This window comes from Cellulophaga fucicola (genome assembly GCF_900119145.1).
Taxonomy (GTDB): Bacteria; Bacteroidota; Bacteroidia; order Flavobacteriales; family Flavobacteriaceae; genus Cellulophaga; species Cellulophaga fucicola.
Genome location: NZ_FPIY01000003.1, coordinates 113,324 through 130,991, shown reverse-complemented (window position 1 = coordinate 130,991; position 17,668 = coordinate 113,324). Strand labels below are relative to the sequence as shown.

Sequence of the window (17,668 nt, the reverse complement as noted above, 5' to 3'; positions counted from 1 at the left end):
TTATTTTTTTATTAAAGCTTCAGCGCTAAAAACTAAACCATTAAAGCCAGTTAGCATAAAGTTTCTAATGTTTAAATGTCCGTTTCCTTCTGGGTCTTGTAACACATCTTTTCTGTAGTAATCTCCAAAACAAGCCAAAGTTTCTTCTTTAGAGAACTCTTGTTTTAAAGCAAAAGCAAACAATTTACAAGAGCCAGAGTTTTCACCTTCTTTATTATCTAAACTACCATTTTTAAAAGCAGTTGGTGTAAAGGTGTAATTATCTTCTATAATCTGCATTGTATCTGTAAAAGCAATAGCGGTTGGATTATTTTGTAGTTTTTCTTTAAATTGATCTAAAGTCATTTGGTAAAAGTATAATTGTTTTTTAATGTGTTTATCCCGTTTTACAGTGAAAAAATAAGATAGTAAGCTCTTACTTTTTTAACTCAGCAATGCACTGTTCGGCAGTTTGCTTTATTGTTGCTTGGGCTTTAGAAATAGTAGCATTTATGGTTGATGCATTGATAACCATATCTAAAGTGGAACTAACAGCCTTAGCATACCAATTTTGCCATGCGTTTATAATTTCAATTTGAGTTTCTAATTTATCGCCATTTGCTAGTGCTATTTTTCCTTGTTTTAATTCTTCTTGTAAACGAGAAATTGCTGCTTTTTCAATATCTAAAATAATAATTTTGGCTGTCTCTTCATCAGCGTTTAAAAGTTTATAAGCGCTAGTTAGAGCTGCAGTACCAACATTCTTAAGAGTGTTTTTAGAAACCTTGTCTAACCTATCATTATCTGTATGGTAAAATTGATCTGTAAAATGCCAAAATAATACTCCAGGAATATCTGCAGCTAAAAATGGGGTATGGTCACTGCCACCTTCGTAAGGGTTTGTGTTTACTTCCCAGTTGGCACGTTTACCTTGTTCTTTAAATATTTTTAGCACAAAATCGTTTAAGTAGTGTGGTTTCATTTGCTCTAAAGATAAAACACTACCACCCCATTCTGTATGCTTGTCATTTCCTCTTGTCCAAATTGCGCTAGGATCGGGCATTTTTTCAATTAAAAAAGAACCACCAGTAATAGCGGTATTTTCGCCAACCATATCTAGACTAATTCCCCATTTTATGTTTTTAGCTCTTATTTTGTCTTCTTGTACATACCTTCTTGTAGAAACAATTTCATCTCCCCATAAAAATGTCAATGTTCTTTTTGGGTTTAATTTACCCTCTTTAATAAGTTTAGCTGTTATGGTTGCCATTTCTAAAGCCACGCCAACTCCTGTGGCATTATCATTAGCGCCAGGTTCTTGTACGTGTGCACTATAAACTAATCTTTGTTCAGGGTTAACAGCTCCTTTTATGTCTGCAACCAATGTTAGTTCTGTAGATGGGTAAATGTTAGTTTTAATGTTTGCGGTAACAATTACTTTTTCTTTCTGTAATCTCTTTTTTAGTTTTTCTTTGGCAGCATAAGACAATGCTATTGCCCAACCTTTAGCTTCTTCATTTAGAGGTATAGACCTAAACTGTATAGATGTTGTATTTTTTTCTGGTTGTAAATAGCTTGGGTTGTTGTAAGATAATATTCCTGCTGCGCCACCTTTTACAATAGCAGTATTAAAAACTCTAGCCGGACTAGTTTCCACAAAAACAATTTTACCTTTTACGTCAGTATCTTTTAATTTGGAAATATCATCAATATAAATTACCTCTGCTGTTACACCATTTTCTGGTGTACTGTAAGAGTTTAAAGCAATCATATTACTATTGGTGCTATTTTGCAATAAAGGCAAATTATCTCCTTTTATAGTTAAGCTAGCATCTACAGATTCCCAAGTTGGTTGCTTTAAAGGTCTTTTTTCAATTCTGTAAGTTAAAATAGTGTTTTCAGTGGCCTTTTCTTGAAGCACATAACCTGCTTTTTCTAACTCTGCAGCAACGTAATGTATACTTTTGTTAAAACCAGTGTTACCAACAACACGCCAATATTTTTCTACAAAGGCAGTAGTGCTGTATGCTAAATCTCCTGTAAATTCTTTAGTAATTATTTGTGTGTAATCTGTATCTCCTAAATTATTCTCTTCTGTATTCTGTGTTGGTATTACAGTGGTAGTAATTGATTTTGTTTTACAAGAGACTAAAGCAACTAGAATTAATACTGATGCAATTTTTTTATACATAGAACAACTAATTTAGAAAATGAAAATACTACTTTTTGCCACCAACAATAATTACTATTTCGCCTTTTGGAGGTTTAGCTGTGTAATGCTCTAAAACCTCTTGTGCTGTGCCACGTATTGTTTCTTCAAACATTTTGGTAAGTTCTCTAGAAACTGAAATAGCTCTGTCTGCACCAAAATACGCTACAAAATGCCCTAAGGTTTTTATAAGTTTGTGTGGCGACTCATAAAAAATAATAGTTCTAGTTTCTTCGGCAAGCAAAGTTAAACGTGTTTGTCTTCCTTTTTTAACAGGTAAAAAACCTTCAAAAACAAATTTATCATTTGGCAGTCCACTATTTACCAATGCAGGTACAAAAGCTGTTGCTCCAGGTAGGCAATCTACCTCTATGTTGTTTTCTACACAAGCACGTGTAAGTAAAAATCCAGGATCTGATATAGCTGGTGTTCCAGCATCTGAAATTAGAGCTATATTTTCACCCGCTTGTATGCGCTTAACAATGCCGTCTACCGTTTTATGCTCGTTGTGCATGTGGTGACTGTGCATTTGCGTGCTTATCTCGTAATGGTGTAATAATTTTCCGCTGGTACGTGTATCTTCAGCTAAAATTAAATCTACCTCTTTTAAAACTTTAATCGCCCTAAAAGTAATGTCTTCTAAGTTTCCTATTGGTGTTGGTACCAAGTATAGTTTTCCCATTCTAAAAAGTATAGTTAAGGTCTTTGGTTTTTACTAAAATAGTAAGATACTGCAACGCCAATAAAAGCTATAACAGCAAAAAGGTAACCGCCATTATCTGTAATGTAATGTGCAGCAAAAGCCATTGTGGTATTTAAGAAAAATCCAAAGTAAGCCCACTCTTTTAGTGTTTTAGAAAAATTACCCCAAATGGCTACTAGTCCTAAAATTTTAGCAATTGCTAATGGATAAACCAAATAAGTTGGGTAGCCTAAATGCGTAAAATACCCAGAAATTGCCGAGTAGTTAAAAAAGTAATTATAGATAGAAAAGCACATAATTGCTGTAAGTACAATTGTGCCAGCCCAATAAAGTATTTTGGTTATGTTCATTAGAAAGTTTTATGCAAATTTACGTTCAATAATTGCCATAAAACGCTCTTCGTACTCTTCTTTTCCTAACCAATTGTTATAATCTGGTTTTACCATATTTACAATAAAAGCAACAGATCGTTCTTCTGTGTCTATAGTGCTTAATTGCGATAATACTCTTTGGTAATCCTCGTTGCTATCATTAAACAAATGTTTTACAAATGCTAACCTGTCGTTAAGACCAATTTTAATCTCAGCGGTTGCGACACTATTTACTACTTTTTCTGTTGCAGTTTTTGTTTTAACCTCGGATTCTGGCATAAAAAGTTCAAGATCGTTTTTTGCATACTCTGGTTTAGTTGCAAATTCGTTAAGCATATCATCTGTAGCTTTAGGGTCTTCCATTTCTGGCATCATATCCATAATAGTATCTATACCAGGAGTCATAATATCTTCTTGGTGCGGATTGCTTTCTGGTATAGAAGTGTTTTCATAAATAACGGCATTCGCTAATTGTTCAAACTTTTCTGCAATAATATTTTTGGTAACATCTATCTCAACATCGTGTAACTTCTCTTCAATAAATTTTAACACTGCTAATTTTTCATATAATGCTTTAGCCGTTTCGTACAAACTAGAAACGTTGTCTAATTCATTGGAAGTTAGTATGTCCGTAGACATTTTCATTATTTCTTGTTTTAATTTTTCCTTCATCTTCCTTATATTTTAAAACCTTATCTGGTGAAAATTTTCAATAATTTTAATCGATCTACTAAATAAGAACGAAAAACGCTTTATTTTCGTCTAAAAATACAAAATGTTTCTTGAAAATACGGTGAACCCCAAAGAACAATTTGGCTGGATAGAGGTTATTTGCGGATCTATGTTCTCTGGTAAGACAGAAGAATTAATTAGAAGGCTTAAGCGTGCACAGTTTGCCAAGCAAAAAGTTGAAATTTTTAAGCCTATTGTAGATACAAGATACCATGAAGAAATGGTAGTGTCTCATGATGCCAATGAAATAAGGTCTACGCCTGTGCCTGCTGCTGCAAATATTAGATTGTTGGCAGACGGTTGTGATGTTGTTGGTATAGACGAAGCACAATTTTTTGATGACGAGATTGTTACTGTTTGTAACGACTTAGCCAACAAAGGAATTCGTGTTTTAGTCGCTGGTTTAGATATGGATTTTAAAGGAAACCCATTTGGACCAATGCCTGCATTAATGGCTACAGCCGAATATGTTACTAAGGTACACGCAATTTGTACACGTACAGGGAATTTAGCAAACTATAGCTTTAGAAAATCTAGCAACGATAATTTGGTAATGCTAGGTGAGACTGAAGAATATGAACCATTAAGCAGAGCAGCATACTATAAGGCTATGTTAAAAGAAAAGGTGAAAACTATAGACGTAGATGCAGAGCAAGTAAAAGACGCTAAAAAAGATACTAATGCCTAAGGCAACAGAAACAGTTCTAGAAATAAATTTAAATTATCTGGAACAAAATTACAGCTATTTAAAATCTAAGTTACAGCCTAAAACTATGTTTTTGGCTGTAGTAAAAGCATTTGCATATGGTAGTGACCAAGTGCAAATAGCAAAAAAAATAACAGAACTAGGAGCAGATTATTTAGCTGTTGCATATACTAGCGAAGGTGTTGCAATACGTAAAGCAGGTATACACACACCTATTTTAGTGTTGCATCCGCAAGAGGTAAATTTTGAAGAAATTGTAGCTTACAATTTAGAGCCAAGTATCTATTCTGTCAGAATTTTAGATCAGTTTATAAAATATACTTCATCAATAAATAAAGAGGATTACCCTGTACATTTAAAATTTAATACAGGTTTAAATAGGTTAGGCTTTTTAGAGGTTGACATTGATCAAATTGTAAAAAAAATAAAAGAAACTACAGCTATAAAAGTAGCTTCTGCTTTTTCTCATTTAGCAGCATCAGAAGATGTAAACGAGAAAGAGTTTACAGAACAACAAATACAGCGTTTTATTGCTATTAATACCAAGTTAGATGGTTTATTGGGTTATTCGCCCATTAAGCATATGTGTAATACATCTGGTATATTAAATTATCCAGAAGCACATTTTAATATGGTACGTAGCGGTATTGGTTTGTATGGTTTTGGTAACGACCCTAAGTATGATGTACACTTAAAACCAATAGCTAGTTTAAAAACAGTAATTTCTCAGTTACATAATTTAGAGCCAGACCAAAGCGTAGGGTACAATATGGCATACAAAGCCACCCATAAAATGGTTACAGCCACCTTGCCTTTAGGCCATGCAGATGGTATTTATAGAATTTACGGTAACCAAAAAGGATTTGTATTTATTAATGGTAAAAAAGCACCAATAGTTGGCAATACCTGTATGGATATGATTATGGTAGACGTAACCAATATAAACTGTAAAGAAGGTGATGAGGCTATTGTTTTTAATGAAGTGTATACTGCAGATGCATTAGCTACTGCAGCAGGTACAATCTCTTATGAATTGGTTACAGGCATATCTCAACGTGTTAACAGAGTTTTTATTTTTTAAGAAAATTTTAAGAAACTGTATTTTTTAGTATCTTGCAGCTATTAACTAAATAAATACACTAAACATGTTAAAAGAATTTAAGAATTTTATTATGACCGGTAATGTAATTGATTTTGCAGTTGCGGTTATTATGGCTACGGCTTTAGGCGGAGTTATTAATGGTTTTGTAAACAACATTGCAATGCCATTTGTAGGTTACTTTGCAGGAGGTATGAACTTTGAAGACCTTCACGTAGCAATGGACGGTAAAGACTATGCAACTTTAGCAGCAGCTAAAGAAGCAGGTGGAGCTGTAATTGCTTACGGTGCTTGGATTAACACAATTATTAACTTATTAATAGTAGGTTTTGTAATGTTCTTAATCGTAAAAGCTTACAACAAAACAAAAACTCCTCCGGCTCCAGCTGCACCAGCAGGACCAACACAAGAAGAGTTATTAGCACAAATTAGAGATTTACTAAAAAAGTAATTCCCTAATAACTATATACTACCGCCAAGCTCACCATTAAGCTTGGCGGTTTTTTTTATTTCTTTTTTAAGTGTTACAAATAAAACAATTTGTTATATTTATTTTATTCTATTAAAACTTGCTTGGCGGTTAAACTACATTAAACTACATTTGTTATTCTAAATATTAAAAAAATGAAAGTAGCCGTAGTTGGTGCCACAGGAATGGTAGGAGAAGTAATGCTTAACGTGTTACGCGAACGTAATTTTCCATTAACAGAGTTGTTATTAGTAGCCTCAGAACGTTCTGTAGGTAAAAAAATGACCTATAACGGCAAAGAACACACCGTTATTGGTTTAGCAGATGCAGTAGCAGCTAAACCAGATTTAGCTATTTTTTCTGCAGGCGGAGATACCTCTTTAGAGTGGGCTCCAAAATTTGCAGAGGTTGGTACAACCGTAGTAGATAATTCTTCTGCTTGGCGTATGGATCCTACAAAAAAATTAATAGTTCCAGAAATTAATGCAAGTGAACTAACCAAAGAAGACAAAATTATTGCAAATCCAAACTGCTCTACCATACAATTGGTAATGGTTTTGGCGCCTTTGCATAAAAAATATAAGATGAAACGTGTTGTGGTATCTACCTACCAATCTGTTTCTGGTACAGGTGTAAAAGCAGTACAGCAATTAGAAAACGAGATTGCAGGTATAAAAGGCGAAATGGCATACCCTTATCCAATTAGTAGAAATGCATTACCACATTGCGATGTTTTTATGGATAATGGCTATACAAAAGAAGAGATGAAACTATCTCGTGAGCCACAAAAAATATTTAACGATCGTACCTTCTCATTAACAGCAACAGCAGTACGCATACCAACAGCAGGTGGACACTCAGAATCTGTAAACGTAGAATTTTATAACGATGCAGATGTTAGCGAGGTAAGACAAATTTTAAGCAAAACGGCAGGCGTAGTAGTGCAAGATAATCCAGACACAAACACCTACCCAATGCCAGTTTATGCACATAATAAAGACGATGTTTTTGTGGGACGTATTCGTAGAGACGAGTCGCAAGCAAATACATTAAATATGTGGATCGTTGCAGATAACCTACGTAAGGGAGCAGCAACAAATGCAGTACAAATTGCAGAATACCTAAACAACAACAACTTACTTTAATACGTATGTTTAGCTTAGGGTGTTCCTAACGGGCGGGCTTTGCATTACAATCTTTTTTAAGAAAAATAAAAAAGGATTTTCATTACAATCCCTAACACAAAAAATAGAAACCTTTGAGAAGAATTCTTCTTAAAGGTTTTTTTGTATTATTTTTAAAAGCGTAAAACGTTTAATACAAAACGGTTATGTTTTATCAACCTAAAAATAAACAAATTCTTATGAAACAATTAAGCATATTTATTTTTACTGCTATTACCTTTGTAGCCTGTAAATCACCTTCAAAAAAAGAAGCAATTATGACCTCATATCCAACAACCAATAAGGTAGATACTGTAACAAATTATTTTGGTACAAATGTAGCAGACCCTTACCGCTGGTTAGAAGATGACCGTAGTACAGAAACCGAATCTTGGGTAAAAGAACAAAACAAAACAACATTTGGGTATTTAGATCAGATTCCGTTTCGTAAAGACATAAGGCAAAGGCTAGAAAAATTATGGAATTATGAAAAACTAGGATCACCATCTAAAGAGGGAGATTATATCTATTTTTCAAAAAATAACGGATTACAAAATCAATCCGTGATCTACAGAAAAAAAGACGATAAAGAAGAAGTTTTTCTAGACCCCAACAAGTTTTCAGAAGACGGTACAACATCATTAGCTGGGTTAAGTTTTTCTAAAGATGGTTCTTTGGCAGCATACTTAATTTCTGAAGGTGGTAGTGACTGGAGAAAAATTATAATTCTAGACGCAAAAACAAAAACCGTTGTAGAAGATACTTTGGTAGATGTAAAATTTAGTGGTTTATCTTGGAAAGGTAACGAGGGGTTCTTTTACTCTAGTTATGACAAGCCAAAGGGGAGCGAGTTATCTGCAAAAACAGACCAGCACAAATTATACTACCACAAACTAAAAACACCACAAAGTCAAGACGAATTAGTTTTTGGTGGTACAGCAGAAGAAAAACACAGGTATGTTGGTGGCACTGTTACAGAAGACGGTAAATATTTATTAATATCTGCATCTGTCTCTACATCAGGTAATAAATTGTTTTTAAAAGATTTAGAAACAAATAAAGTTACAACCATTTTAGACCATACTAAATCAGATACTTATGTAATAGAAAATGTAGGTTCTAAATTATATTTAGCAACAAATTTAGATGCTCCTAATCAAAAAGTAGTTACAGTAGATGCTGCTAACCCAACACCAGAGAATTGGGTAGACTTTATTCCAGAAACCGAGAATGTACTTACTGCAGGTACTGGTGGCGGTTACTTTTTTGCCAATTATATGGTAGATGCTATTTCTAAAGTATTGCAATATAATTATGATGGAGATTTAGTGCGTACCATAGAGTTGCCAGGTGTTGGTACAGCTTCAGGTTTTGGAGGTAAAAAAGAAGAAAAAGAGTTTTACTTCTCATTTACAAATTATAATACTCCTGGATCATCTTACAGTTATAACGTAGAAACAGGAAAATACAAACAATATTGGAGCCCAAACATAGATTTTAACTCAGAAGATTACGAGTCTAAACAAGTATTCTATGCTTCTAAAGACGGTACAAAAATACCAATGATAATTACCTATAAAAAAGGAATAGAACTAAATGGTAAAAACCCAACCATACTATACGGCTACGGTGGTTTTAATGTAAGTTTAACTCCAAGTTTTAGTATTGCCAATGCTGTTTGGATGGAGCAAGGTGGCGTATATGCTGTGCCTAATTTAAGAGGTGGTGGTGAGTACGGTAAAAAATGGCATAATGCAGGTACAAAATTACAAAAGCAAAACGTTTTTGATGATTTTATTGCAGCAGCAGAATACTTAATAGAAAACAAGTACACAACACCAGAGTATTTGGCACTTAGAGGTGGTTCTAACGGAGGTTTACTGGTTGGTGCAACAATGACGCAGCGTCCAGATTTAGCTAAAGTAGCATTGCCTGCAGTAGGTGTTTTAGATATGTTACGTTACCACACATTTACAGCCGGTGCAGGTTGGGCTTATGACTATGGTACAGCAGAAGACGATAAAGAAATGTTTAACTATTTATTAGAGTATTCACCAGTACACAATGTTAAAAAGGGAGTAGCATACCCTGCAACTTTAATAACTACGGGAGATCATGACGACCGTGTAGTGCCAGCGCACAGTTTTAAATTTGCAGCAGAATTGCAAGAAAAACAAACAGGTGCTAACCCTACATTAATTAGAATAGATATTAATGCTGGTCACGGAGCGGGTAAATCTACTGAGGCCACCATTAATGAACAAGTAGATATACAGGCATTTACACTATTTAATATGGGGTATAAAGAATTGCCAAATAAGGCAATTTTAAAAGATTTTAAAGAATAAGAACTAAAAATTATAAAAAAATCCGTTTCTTAAGAGAGACGGATTTTTTCAATTTATGCTACACGTAAACAATATAACATTTTCATACAATACAACGCCAGTTCTAAAAGACATTGATTTTACTGTTAATGATGGTGAATACCTTGCCATTTTAGGAGAAAGCGGCAGTGGAAAAAGTACACTTTTAAAAATTATCTACGGTATTTTACAGTTAGATAAGGGAACTATTTTTTGGGATGACAATCAGGTTTTAGGACCAGATTATAATTTAATTCCAGGAGAAAAGTATATGAAATACTTGTCTCAAGATTTTGACTTAATGCCTTTTATTACTGTAGAAGAAAATGTGAGTCAGTACTTATCTGTGTTTTATCCAGAAGAACTAAAAGCAAGAACAGAAGAGCTTTTAGAAATGGTAGAGATGACTAGTTTTGCAAAGACCAAAGTAAAGCTATTAAGCGGAGGACAACAACAAAGAGTGGCTTTAGCTAGAGTATTGGCACAAGAACCAGAGATTTTGCTGTTAGATGAACCTTTTAGTCACATAGATAATTTTAGAAAAAATAGTCTGCGTAGACGACTTTTTGGATACTTAAAGCGTAAAAAAATTACGTGCATTGTTGCAACTCATGACGAGAAAGAAGTATTGCCATTTGCAGATCGTATATTGGTTGTAAAAGATCAGGAAATATTAGCAAACGAAAAAACCGAAACATTATATAACAATCCAAAGTCGTTATATGTAGCAAGTTTGTTTGCAGAGGCAAACCTACTTCCTATTTCTACTATTAAAGAATATACAGAAGCTAAAAAAGATATTGTGGTATATGCACACGAGTTTAAGGTGTCTGAAACTTCTGGAATAGAAGTACGTGTAATTAATAGTTATGCAATGGGATCTTATTATTTAATGGAAGGGATAACAGAAGATCAGAGTTTGTTTTTTACGGATAGTAAAAGTATTGAGGTTGGTAAAAATGTATTCTTAAATGTTTCTTTAGAAGTACTAAATAAAAGACTAGCTTAATTTTGAATACAACACAAATAATACAAGAATTACAATTTAAAGCAGTGCGTAGTAGTGGCGCTGGTGGTCAGCACGTAAATAAAGTTTCTACTAAAATAGAGCTTACTTATGATTTGCAAAACTCTACAGCAGTTACAGATAAAGAAAAAGAACGACTGTTACTAAAACTAAGTAACAGACTTACAAAAGAAAATGTATTGTTGTTACAGTGCGATGACTCTAGAAGTCAGCATAAAAACAAAGATTTGGCTATAAAACGTTTTTTAGAGCTTATAAAGTCGGCTTTAGTGGTGCCTAAAAAGCGTAAAAAAACAAAGCCATCTAGATCTGCCATAGAAAAACGGTTAAATAGCAAAAAGAAATCGGCTTTAAAGAAAGTAAACCGAAAAAGGCCAAGTTTAGAGTAGTAATACTTAAAACAACAACGTAAAAACAGTTTCTTGGTTTGGTGTACTTCTTAATTTTAAGCTTCCGCCGTGTAATCTTAAGATCTGTTTAGACAAGCTAAGTCCAATTCCGGTTCCGGTATTTTTGGTTGTAAAAAACGGAATAAAAATCTCATCTATTAATTCTGGAGGAATACCAGGACCATTATCTGTAACAGTAATAAATTTTTCTTTTTCATCTGTGATACCAGCGGTAACAGTAATATTTCCGTTCTCTTGTTCGCCTATAGATTGTACTGCATTTTTACACAAGTTTAAAAGTACTTGAGTAATTTGTTTTTCATCTATAAAAAACTCTAAGTTTTCTGTTGTTAAATTAAATACAAAATTAATATTGGTATTCTGGTTTTCCTGATCTATTAGCACAAACACTTTGTGTATTAATTGTTCTGCTTTTACAAGACTTTTGTCTGGTGTCGGAATACTTAAAAAACTACGGTAACTTTGTACAAAGTCCATTAAATTATTTCCTTGTTCTTTTACAACAGCTAAGCCTTTAGAGGTGTTTTGTATATGTTTTTCGGTTAATTCTTCAAGTGGTATTAATCCGTCTTCTTTTTTGTAATAATTTAAAATAGATTCAGATATTGATGTTATTGGCGCTATAGTATTCATAATTTCGTGGGTTAAAACTCGTATAAGTTTTTCCCATGAATCGGCCTCTTTTTCTTCTAACTCTCTTTGTATATCTTGTACAACTACCAATAATAAATTCTGATTGTCTAGTGTAACGGTTGTAGATTTTAAGGTAAGTTGTATTTTCTCTCTTTCGTTAGTTAACTCAATTAACTTACGTTGAAAAGGCTCTAGCTTGGCAAACAAATCGTATAATTTTTTATCTACTTGCTCTAGCTGTTTAATATGGTTTAGCGGTTTGTAATTTAGTAAATGTTCTACTCTAGGGTTGGCAAATAAAATGTGTCCTTTGCTATTAATGGTTAAAATACCAATATCTGCGTGTTTAAGTATTTCCTGATAGTATTTTTCTTGTACTTGGTTTTTAACATGTACTTTATGTATCATAGCATTAAGCATGTTAAGACTGCGATTAAGTTCTTTTAAAGATTTTACATTTTCATACTCAGGAAAACGCAACGTAAAATCTTCATTTTTTATAGACTCAAAAAAGTATGCAATTTTACGATTGGTATGGTTTACATATTTTATTAAATATGCGGTTAGCAAAACCAAAACAATTAAAAATACAGCAGCAATAATGTACTCTTTTTGCACCCCAAAATAAGCTAGCCCAATGGCAGAAAGTGTAATAAAGATAACCCTAAGAACTAACTGAAAATAGAAACTTTTACTCGCCATTTTCAGATTTTTTAATTTTGTTATACAATGTTTGTCTAGAAATTCCTAGTTGGTTTGCTGCAGCACTATAATTACCGTCGTGCTTTTTTAGAGCATCATTAATCAATAGTAATTCCATTTCTGATAAGGTAACATTTGCAGTATCTAATGTAGGTGTTCCTTTTTCATTTAAAATAAAGTCGGTTGGTTTTAGCACGCTTCCATCACATAAAATAACAGCTCTTTCCATAGTATGTTGTAATTCTCTAACGTTACCAGGCCAACTATATGCTAGTAATTTTTCTTGTGCAAGGTTATTAATACGCAAACCAAGTTTGCCATATTTAGTCATAAATTTAGTGAGGTAAAAATCAGCCAAAATTAAAATGTCGCCATCTCTTTCTCTAAGTGCGGGTACTTCTACGTGTATGGTATTTATACGGTATACTAAATCTTCCCGAAAAAGACCATCAGCAACCATTTTTTCTAGATTGCAATTGGTGGCACAAATTAAGCGTATATCTACAGGTATAGGTTTGTTAGAGCCTACACGCACCACAACTCTGTTTTGTATAGCAGATAGTAGTTTAGCCTGAGTTTGTAAGCTTAGGTTTCCTATTTCATCTAAAAATAAGGTTCCGCCATTTGCAGCTTCAAACTTACCAGCTCTATCTTCTTTGGCATCTGTAAAAGCTCCTTTGGTGTGCCCAAAAAGTTCACTTTCAAATAAGGTTTCAGATATAGAACCCATATCAACCCCTATAAAAACCTCATTTTTGCGGTTAGATAAATTATGTAGTTCTCTTGCTATTAGTTCTTTACCTGTTCCATTTTCTCCGGTTACCAATACATTTACGTCTGTTTTAGCTACTTTTTGTACTAGGTTTAGAACAGAGGTTAATGCTTTAGAATTACCAATTATGTAATTTTTATTCTGATTAATAACCTGCTTTAAAGAGTTCTCTTTCTCTTTTAATATAGAAACTTCTTTTTGCGATTTACGTAACTGGTAAGCAGATTTTAATGTAGCAAGCAACTTGTCATTATTCCAAGGTTTTAAAATAAAATCTGTTGCACCCTCCTTTAATGCTTGTACAGCAAGGTCTATTGCGCCATAAGCAGTCATCATAATTACAGAAATATGGGGCGCACGTTTTTTAATTTCTCTGTTCCAATACAAGCCTTCATTGCCGGTATTTACACCTGCAGAAAAATTCATATCTAATAAAACAATATCATAATCTTCTAAATTTTTAAAAGAAGATAAAAGGTTAGGGTTGCCAAGTGTATCGACCTTTTCATATTCAAATTGCAATAAAATCTCTAATGCACTTAGCACACTTTTATTGTCGTCTACGATTAATACTTTACCTTTTTGCATTATAAAATTGTTTTAGTTGGTAACAGCTATGTAATAACTGGTGTAGTTTAAAATTACAAATGATATGCCTTAGTATTTTAAAAGTGTAAAAAAAATTGACATTATTTGTATATATATTTTACACTTACATATTCGTATATTTAGTTTTTTGTAGTTAAAATATTGTTTTTCAGTAATTTATGTTTTTGGCATAACAATAGCTTTAGTTTTGGCACACAATAAAATTATGAACTTAAAAATAACACATATTCTATTTTTGCTACTGCTGGTTAGTTTGCCAATTAAAGCACAAGAAAGTTGGTCTTTAGACGAGTGTATTAACTATGCAGTTTCTCATAACTTAGAATTAAACAACCAAGCTTATACTGTTGCATCTAGTAAAGAAACACACAAACAAGCTATACGTAATTTGTTGCCTAGCATTAATGGTTCTGCAGATTATGTTATTAGATATGGTAGATCTACAGATCCAAATAATAACAATATAATAGATACAGATTTCTTTTCTAATAATTACGGGTTAAATTCTTCTATAGATATTTTTAGAGGTTTCCAAAGAGTAAATACAATTAAAGCAACAAAGTATATTTATAAAGCTGTACAAGAAGATGCGCAACAACAGAAGTATTTATTAGCATTTAGAGTAATGTCTGCTTTTTACGATATAAGATTTTACCAAGGTTTGTTAGAAATTACAGAAGAACAAGTAAGTATATCAGACACCAACTATGCGTTTGTAAAAAAACAATTAGAATTAGGGTTAATAGCGCAGGCAGATATGTACGAGGCAGAATCTGTTTTATTAACAGATAAGTTAGCAGTTACACAAGCCGAAAACCAATTAGCAGCAGCAAAACTAAATTTAATACAAGAAATGAATTTAGAAGGCGTGTCTACAATAGACTTAAAAACAGATGTTTTAAATATACAAGAGAATCTAGTTGAAACAACAAAAACAGATTCTGTTTATACAAAAGCACAAGCGTTTTTGCCAAGCATAAAATCTGGACAATTGCGTGTAAAGGCAGCAGAGAAAGAAGTAGCCATTGCTAGAGGAGGTTTGTACCCTTCAATATCACTTTTTGCAGGTTACGGCACAGGATATTACGAGACAAATATAGACGATATTAGTAGAGAAATAATATCATTTAAAAACCAAATAAGAGATAATGCATCTAGATCTATTGGTGTATCTGTGAACATACCAATTAGTAATAAATGGTCTGGAAGATCGCAAGTAAAGCAACAAAAAATAGCATTGCAACAAGCAGAGAATAATTTAAAAATTCAAGAGCAAGAGTTGTACAAACTAATACAACAATTGGTACAAGAAAAAAGTGCTTTAGAGATCGAGAATTTACAAAGCATACAAAAACTAAAAGCACAAGAGCTTAGCTTTTCTATAGCACAGAAGAAATACGAGAAAGAGATGATTTCTGCCGTAGAGTTGTACCAAGCAAAAGTATTGTACACTACCGCAAAAAACGAGAATTTACAAGTGCAAATAAGATTAAAAGTAAACCAAAGTACATTGGCTTTTTATCAAGGATTACCAGTATTTACCATAAACTAACAATTACAATATAGATGGATATTCAATTAGAAAAAAGAAAAGGATTACGTCCAAAACACTATGCATACATTGCTATTGGACTAGTAGTTGCTTTTGCAGCATACAAAATAATTTGGAGTAATTCTGTAGCTACTTTTAGAACAGAGAAAGACAAATTATCTATAGCAGAAGTAACTCAAGGTAAGTTCGACGATTACATTACAATTAATGGTAGTGCTGCACCAATAGCAACCATTTATATGGATGCTTATGAAGGCGGTAGAGTTACCGAAAAATTGATAGAAGAAGGTGCAATGGTAAAAAAAGGCGACATTATTCTAAGGCTAGAAAATAGTAATTTATACGAGCAAATTTTAGCAAGTGAGAGTAACCTTGCGCTAAAACAAAACGATTTAAGATCTACCAAACTAACCTTTGACTCTAGACAAGTAGAAGGCCGTAAATCTTTAGCAACCACATCTTATGAGTTAACCCGTTTAAAGCGTAATTACCAACAAAACCAAGAGCTTTACAATGACGGGTTAATCTCTAAAGAAGCATTTTTAACCGCAAAAGAGAACTACGAGCTATCTTTAAAACAACATGATATTGTAAAAATACAGACAGAGCAAGACGATAAAATGCGTAATACATCACTTGCTGGTTTAGACACAGATTTAAACAGAATGCAAAAAACATTATCTATGGTTTACGAGCGTCTAGATCACTTAAATGTGCGTGCACCAGCAGATGGCCAATTAGGATTTTTAGATGCAGAAATTGGTCAAAGTATAAACCAAGGTCAGCGTATAGGGCAAATAAATGTACTAACAGATTATAAAATAGAAGCCGAGATAGATGAGCATTACATAGACCGTGTAAAAAGAGATTTAAATGCCTCTTTTGAGCGCAATGGAAAAACGTATAATCTGCGTTTACGCAAAGTATACCCAGAAGTTCGCGGTGGTAAATTTAAAGTAGATCTAGTATTTACATCAGAAAAACCAGAAAACATAAGAGCAGGACAAAGCTTTAATGTAAAACTACAATTAGGAGCCTCTTCAGATGCGCTTTTGGTATCTAAAGGTAGCTTTTTTCAAAGTACAGGCGGACAGTGGATTTTTGTAGTAAATCCAGATGGTGGCGAAGCTTTAAAACGCAACATAAGAATAGGCAAGCAAAACTCTAAATATTACGAAGTTTTAGAAGGCTTGCAGGCAGGTGAAAATGTAATAACCTCTAATTACGATAGTTTTGGAGAAGCAGAAAAAATAGTTTTAAAATAGGGTGTTCCCTTTGGGCGGGCTTTACGTTGCAATCTTTTTTAAGAAGAAAAAAAAGGATTTACACTACAATCCCTAACACATAAAATAAATAATTAATTCGTAACTAACTCCCTCCTTTAGAGGGTAAAGGAAGAATAAAAAAACAATCAAAAATGATACAAATAAAAGACCTTAAAAAAAGCTTTAGAACCGAAGAAGTAGAAACTTTGGCACTAAACAGTGTAAACTTAAATGTAGGCCAGGGCGAGTTTGTAGCCATAATGGGGCCATCTGGTTGTGGTAAATCTACCTTACTAAATATAATAGGTATGTTAGACAATCCATCAGACGGCAGTTACCAATTTGCAGGTCATGAAGTAGGTGGTTTAAAAGAAAACCAACGTACAGGTTTGCGTAAAGGTAATTTAGGGTTCGTATTTCAGAGTTTTAATTTAATAGACGAGCTTACTGTTTTTGAAAACGTAGAATTACCATTAATCTATTTAAAAATGGATAAGGCAGAACGCAAACAAAAAGTAAGAGCAGTTCTAGAACGTATGAAAATTGCCCACAGAGAAAAGCATTTTCCACAGCAATTATCTGGTGGTCAACAACAGCGTGTTGCCATAGCAAGAGCCGTAGTTACAAATCCAAAATTAATACTAGCAGATGAGCCAACAGGTAACTTAGATTCTAAAAACGGAATAGAAGTAATGAATTTGCTAACAGAACTAAACCAAGAAGGTACAACTATAGTAATGGTAACACACTCAGATAGAGACTCGCATTACGCACACAGGGTTGTAAATCTTTTTGACGGTCAAATAGTAACCGAAAGTCATAATAAACCTTTTGAGGCAGTAGTAAAATAAGCAGAGTTCATCATCAATCAAAATCATCAATCAATCAAAATAGCCAATCA

The 17,668-nt window shown here is 33.3% G+C and carries 17 protein-coding genes; 10 read left to right on the top strand and 7 right to left on the bottom strand.

Annotated elements, in window-relative coordinates; genetic code table 11:
- From BT107_RS11290 to BT107_RS11270, 5 genes are all read right to left on the bottom strand, one after another.
- Positions 1-345 carry a HopJ type III effector protein gene (locus tag BT107_RS11290; RefSeq protein ID WP_072303922.1) on the bottom strand — a complete coding sequence of 115 codons (345 nt, stop codon included), beginning with the start codon at positions 343-345 and terminating at the stop codon, positions 1-3.
- Positions 346-415: 70 nt separating this feature from the next.
- The gene (locus tag BT107_RS11285; RefSeq protein ID WP_072303921.1) at positions 416-2,170 is read right to left on the bottom strand and encodes a M28 family metallopeptidase; all 1,755 of its coding nucleotides are present in this window, start codon (positions 2,168-2,170) and stop codon (positions 416-418) included.
- A gap of 28 nt (positions 2,171-2,198) precedes the next feature.
- Complete coding sequence (rsmI, locus tag BT107_RS11280; RefSeq protein ID WP_072303920.1) at positions 2,199-2,870, bottom strand: 16S rRNA (cytidine(1402)-2'-O)-methyltransferase; 672 nt, start codon at positions 2,868-2,870, stop codon at positions 2,199-2,201.
- Between the two features lie 14 nt (positions 2,871-2,884).
- The gene (locus BT107_RS11275) at positions 2,885-3,241 is read right to left on the bottom strand and encodes a DoxX family protein (RefSeq protein WP_072303919.1); all 357 of its coding nucleotides are present in this window, start codon (positions 3,239-3,241) and stop codon (positions 2,885-2,887) included.
- 9 nt (positions 3,242-3,250) lie between these two features.
- Complete coding sequence (locus tag BT107_RS11270) at positions 3,251-3,934, bottom strand: hypothetical protein (protein ID WP_072303918.1); 684 nt, start codon at positions 3,932-3,934, stop codon at positions 3,251-3,253.
- Between the two features lie 103 nt (positions 3,935-4,037).
- Between BT107_RS11270 and BT107_RS11265 the strand changes: the two genes are divergently transcribed.
- The 7 genes from BT107_RS11265 (at position 4,038) to arfB (ending at position 11,213) form a co-directional block, all read left to right on the top strand.
- Positions 4,038-4,682, top strand: a complete 645-nt coding sequence (locus BT107_RS11265) for a thymidine kinase (protein ID WP_072303917.1) — start codon at positions 4,038-4,040, stop codon at positions 4,680-4,682.
- Complete coding sequence (alr, locus tag BT107_RS11260) at positions 4,675-5,781, top strand: alanine racemase (RefSeq protein ID WP_072303916.1); 1,107 nt, start codon at positions 4,675-4,677, stop codon at positions 5,779-5,781. The genes BT107_RS11265 and alr overlap by 8 nt, the downstream gene beginning before the upstream one ends.
- A 64-nt stretch (positions 5,782-5,845) precedes the next feature.
- Positions 5,846-6,250, top strand: coding sequence for a large conductance mechanosensitive channel protein MscL (mscL, locus tag BT107_RS11255; RefSeq protein ID WP_072303915.1), 405 nt, complete (start codon positions 5,846-5,848; stop codon positions 6,248-6,250).
- A gap of 173 nt (positions 6,251-6,423) precedes the next feature.
- Positions 6,424-7,413, top strand: coding sequence for an aspartate-semialdehyde dehydrogenase (locus BT107_RS11250; RefSeq protein ID WP_072303914.1), 990 nt, complete (start codon positions 6,424-6,426; stop codon positions 7,411-7,413).
- Between the two features lie 218 nt (positions 7,414-7,631).
- Positions 7,632-9,779, top strand: coding sequence for a prolyl oligopeptidase family serine peptidase (locus BT107_RS11245; RefSeq protein ID WP_072303913.1), 2,148 nt, complete (start codon positions 7,632-7,634; stop codon positions 9,777-9,779).
- A gap of 55 nt (positions 9,780-9,834) precedes the next feature.
- A complete protein-coding gene (locus tag BT107_RS11240) occupies positions 9,835-10,806 on the top strand; it encodes an ABC transporter ATP-binding protein (RefSeq protein ID WP_072303912.1) in 972 nt (323 codons plus the stop codon).
- A gap of 2 nt (positions 10,807-10,808) precedes the next feature.
- A complete protein-coding gene (arfB, locus tag BT107_RS11235) occupies positions 10,809-11,213 on the top strand; it encodes an alternative ribosome rescue aminoacyl-tRNA hydrolase ArfB (protein WP_072303911.1) in 405 nt (134 codons plus the stop codon).
- A gap of 6 nt (positions 11,214-11,219) precedes the next feature.
- Here arfB and BT107_RS11230 read toward each other — a convergent pair whose 3' ends face one another.
- Complete coding sequence (locus BT107_RS11230) at positions 11,220-12,569, bottom strand: sensor histidine kinase (RefSeq protein WP_072303910.1); 1,350 nt, start codon at positions 12,567-12,569, stop codon at positions 11,220-11,222.
- Positions 12,559-13,929, bottom strand: coding sequence for a sigma-54-dependent transcriptional regulator (locus tag BT107_RS11225; protein ID WP_072303909.1), 1,371 nt, complete (start codon positions 13,927-13,929; stop codon positions 12,559-12,561). Before BT107_RS11225 ends, BT107_RS11230 begins: the two co-directional genes overlap by 11 nt.
- A 226-nt stretch (positions 13,930-14,155) precedes the next feature.
- Between BT107_RS11225 and BT107_RS11220 the strand changes: the two genes are divergently transcribed.
- The 3 genes from BT107_RS11220 to BT107_RS11210 all read left to right on the top strand — a co-directional run bounded on the left by BT107_RS11220 (position 14,156) and on the right by BT107_RS11210 (position 17,618).
- Positions 14,156-15,502 carry a TolC family protein gene (locus BT107_RS11220; RefSeq protein WP_072303908.1) on the top strand — a complete coding sequence of 449 codons (1,347 nt, stop codon included), beginning with the start codon at positions 14,156-14,158 and terminating at the stop codon, positions 15,500-15,502.
- Between the two features lie 14 nt (positions 15,503-15,516).
- Positions 15,517-16,767 (top strand): efflux RND transporter periplasmic adaptor subunit, encoded by a 1,251-nt coding sequence (locus tag BT107_RS11215; RefSeq protein ID WP_072303907.1) that lies wholly within the window; start codon positions 15,517-15,519, stop codon positions 16,765-16,767.
- Positions 16,768-16,919: 152 nt separating this feature from the next.
- Positions 16,920-17,618, top strand: a complete 699-nt coding sequence (locus BT107_RS11210) for an ABC transporter ATP-binding protein (RefSeq protein ID WP_072303906.1) — start codon at positions 16,920-16,922, stop codon at positions 17,616-17,618.
- Positions 17,619-17,668 lie beyond the last annotated feature (50 nt).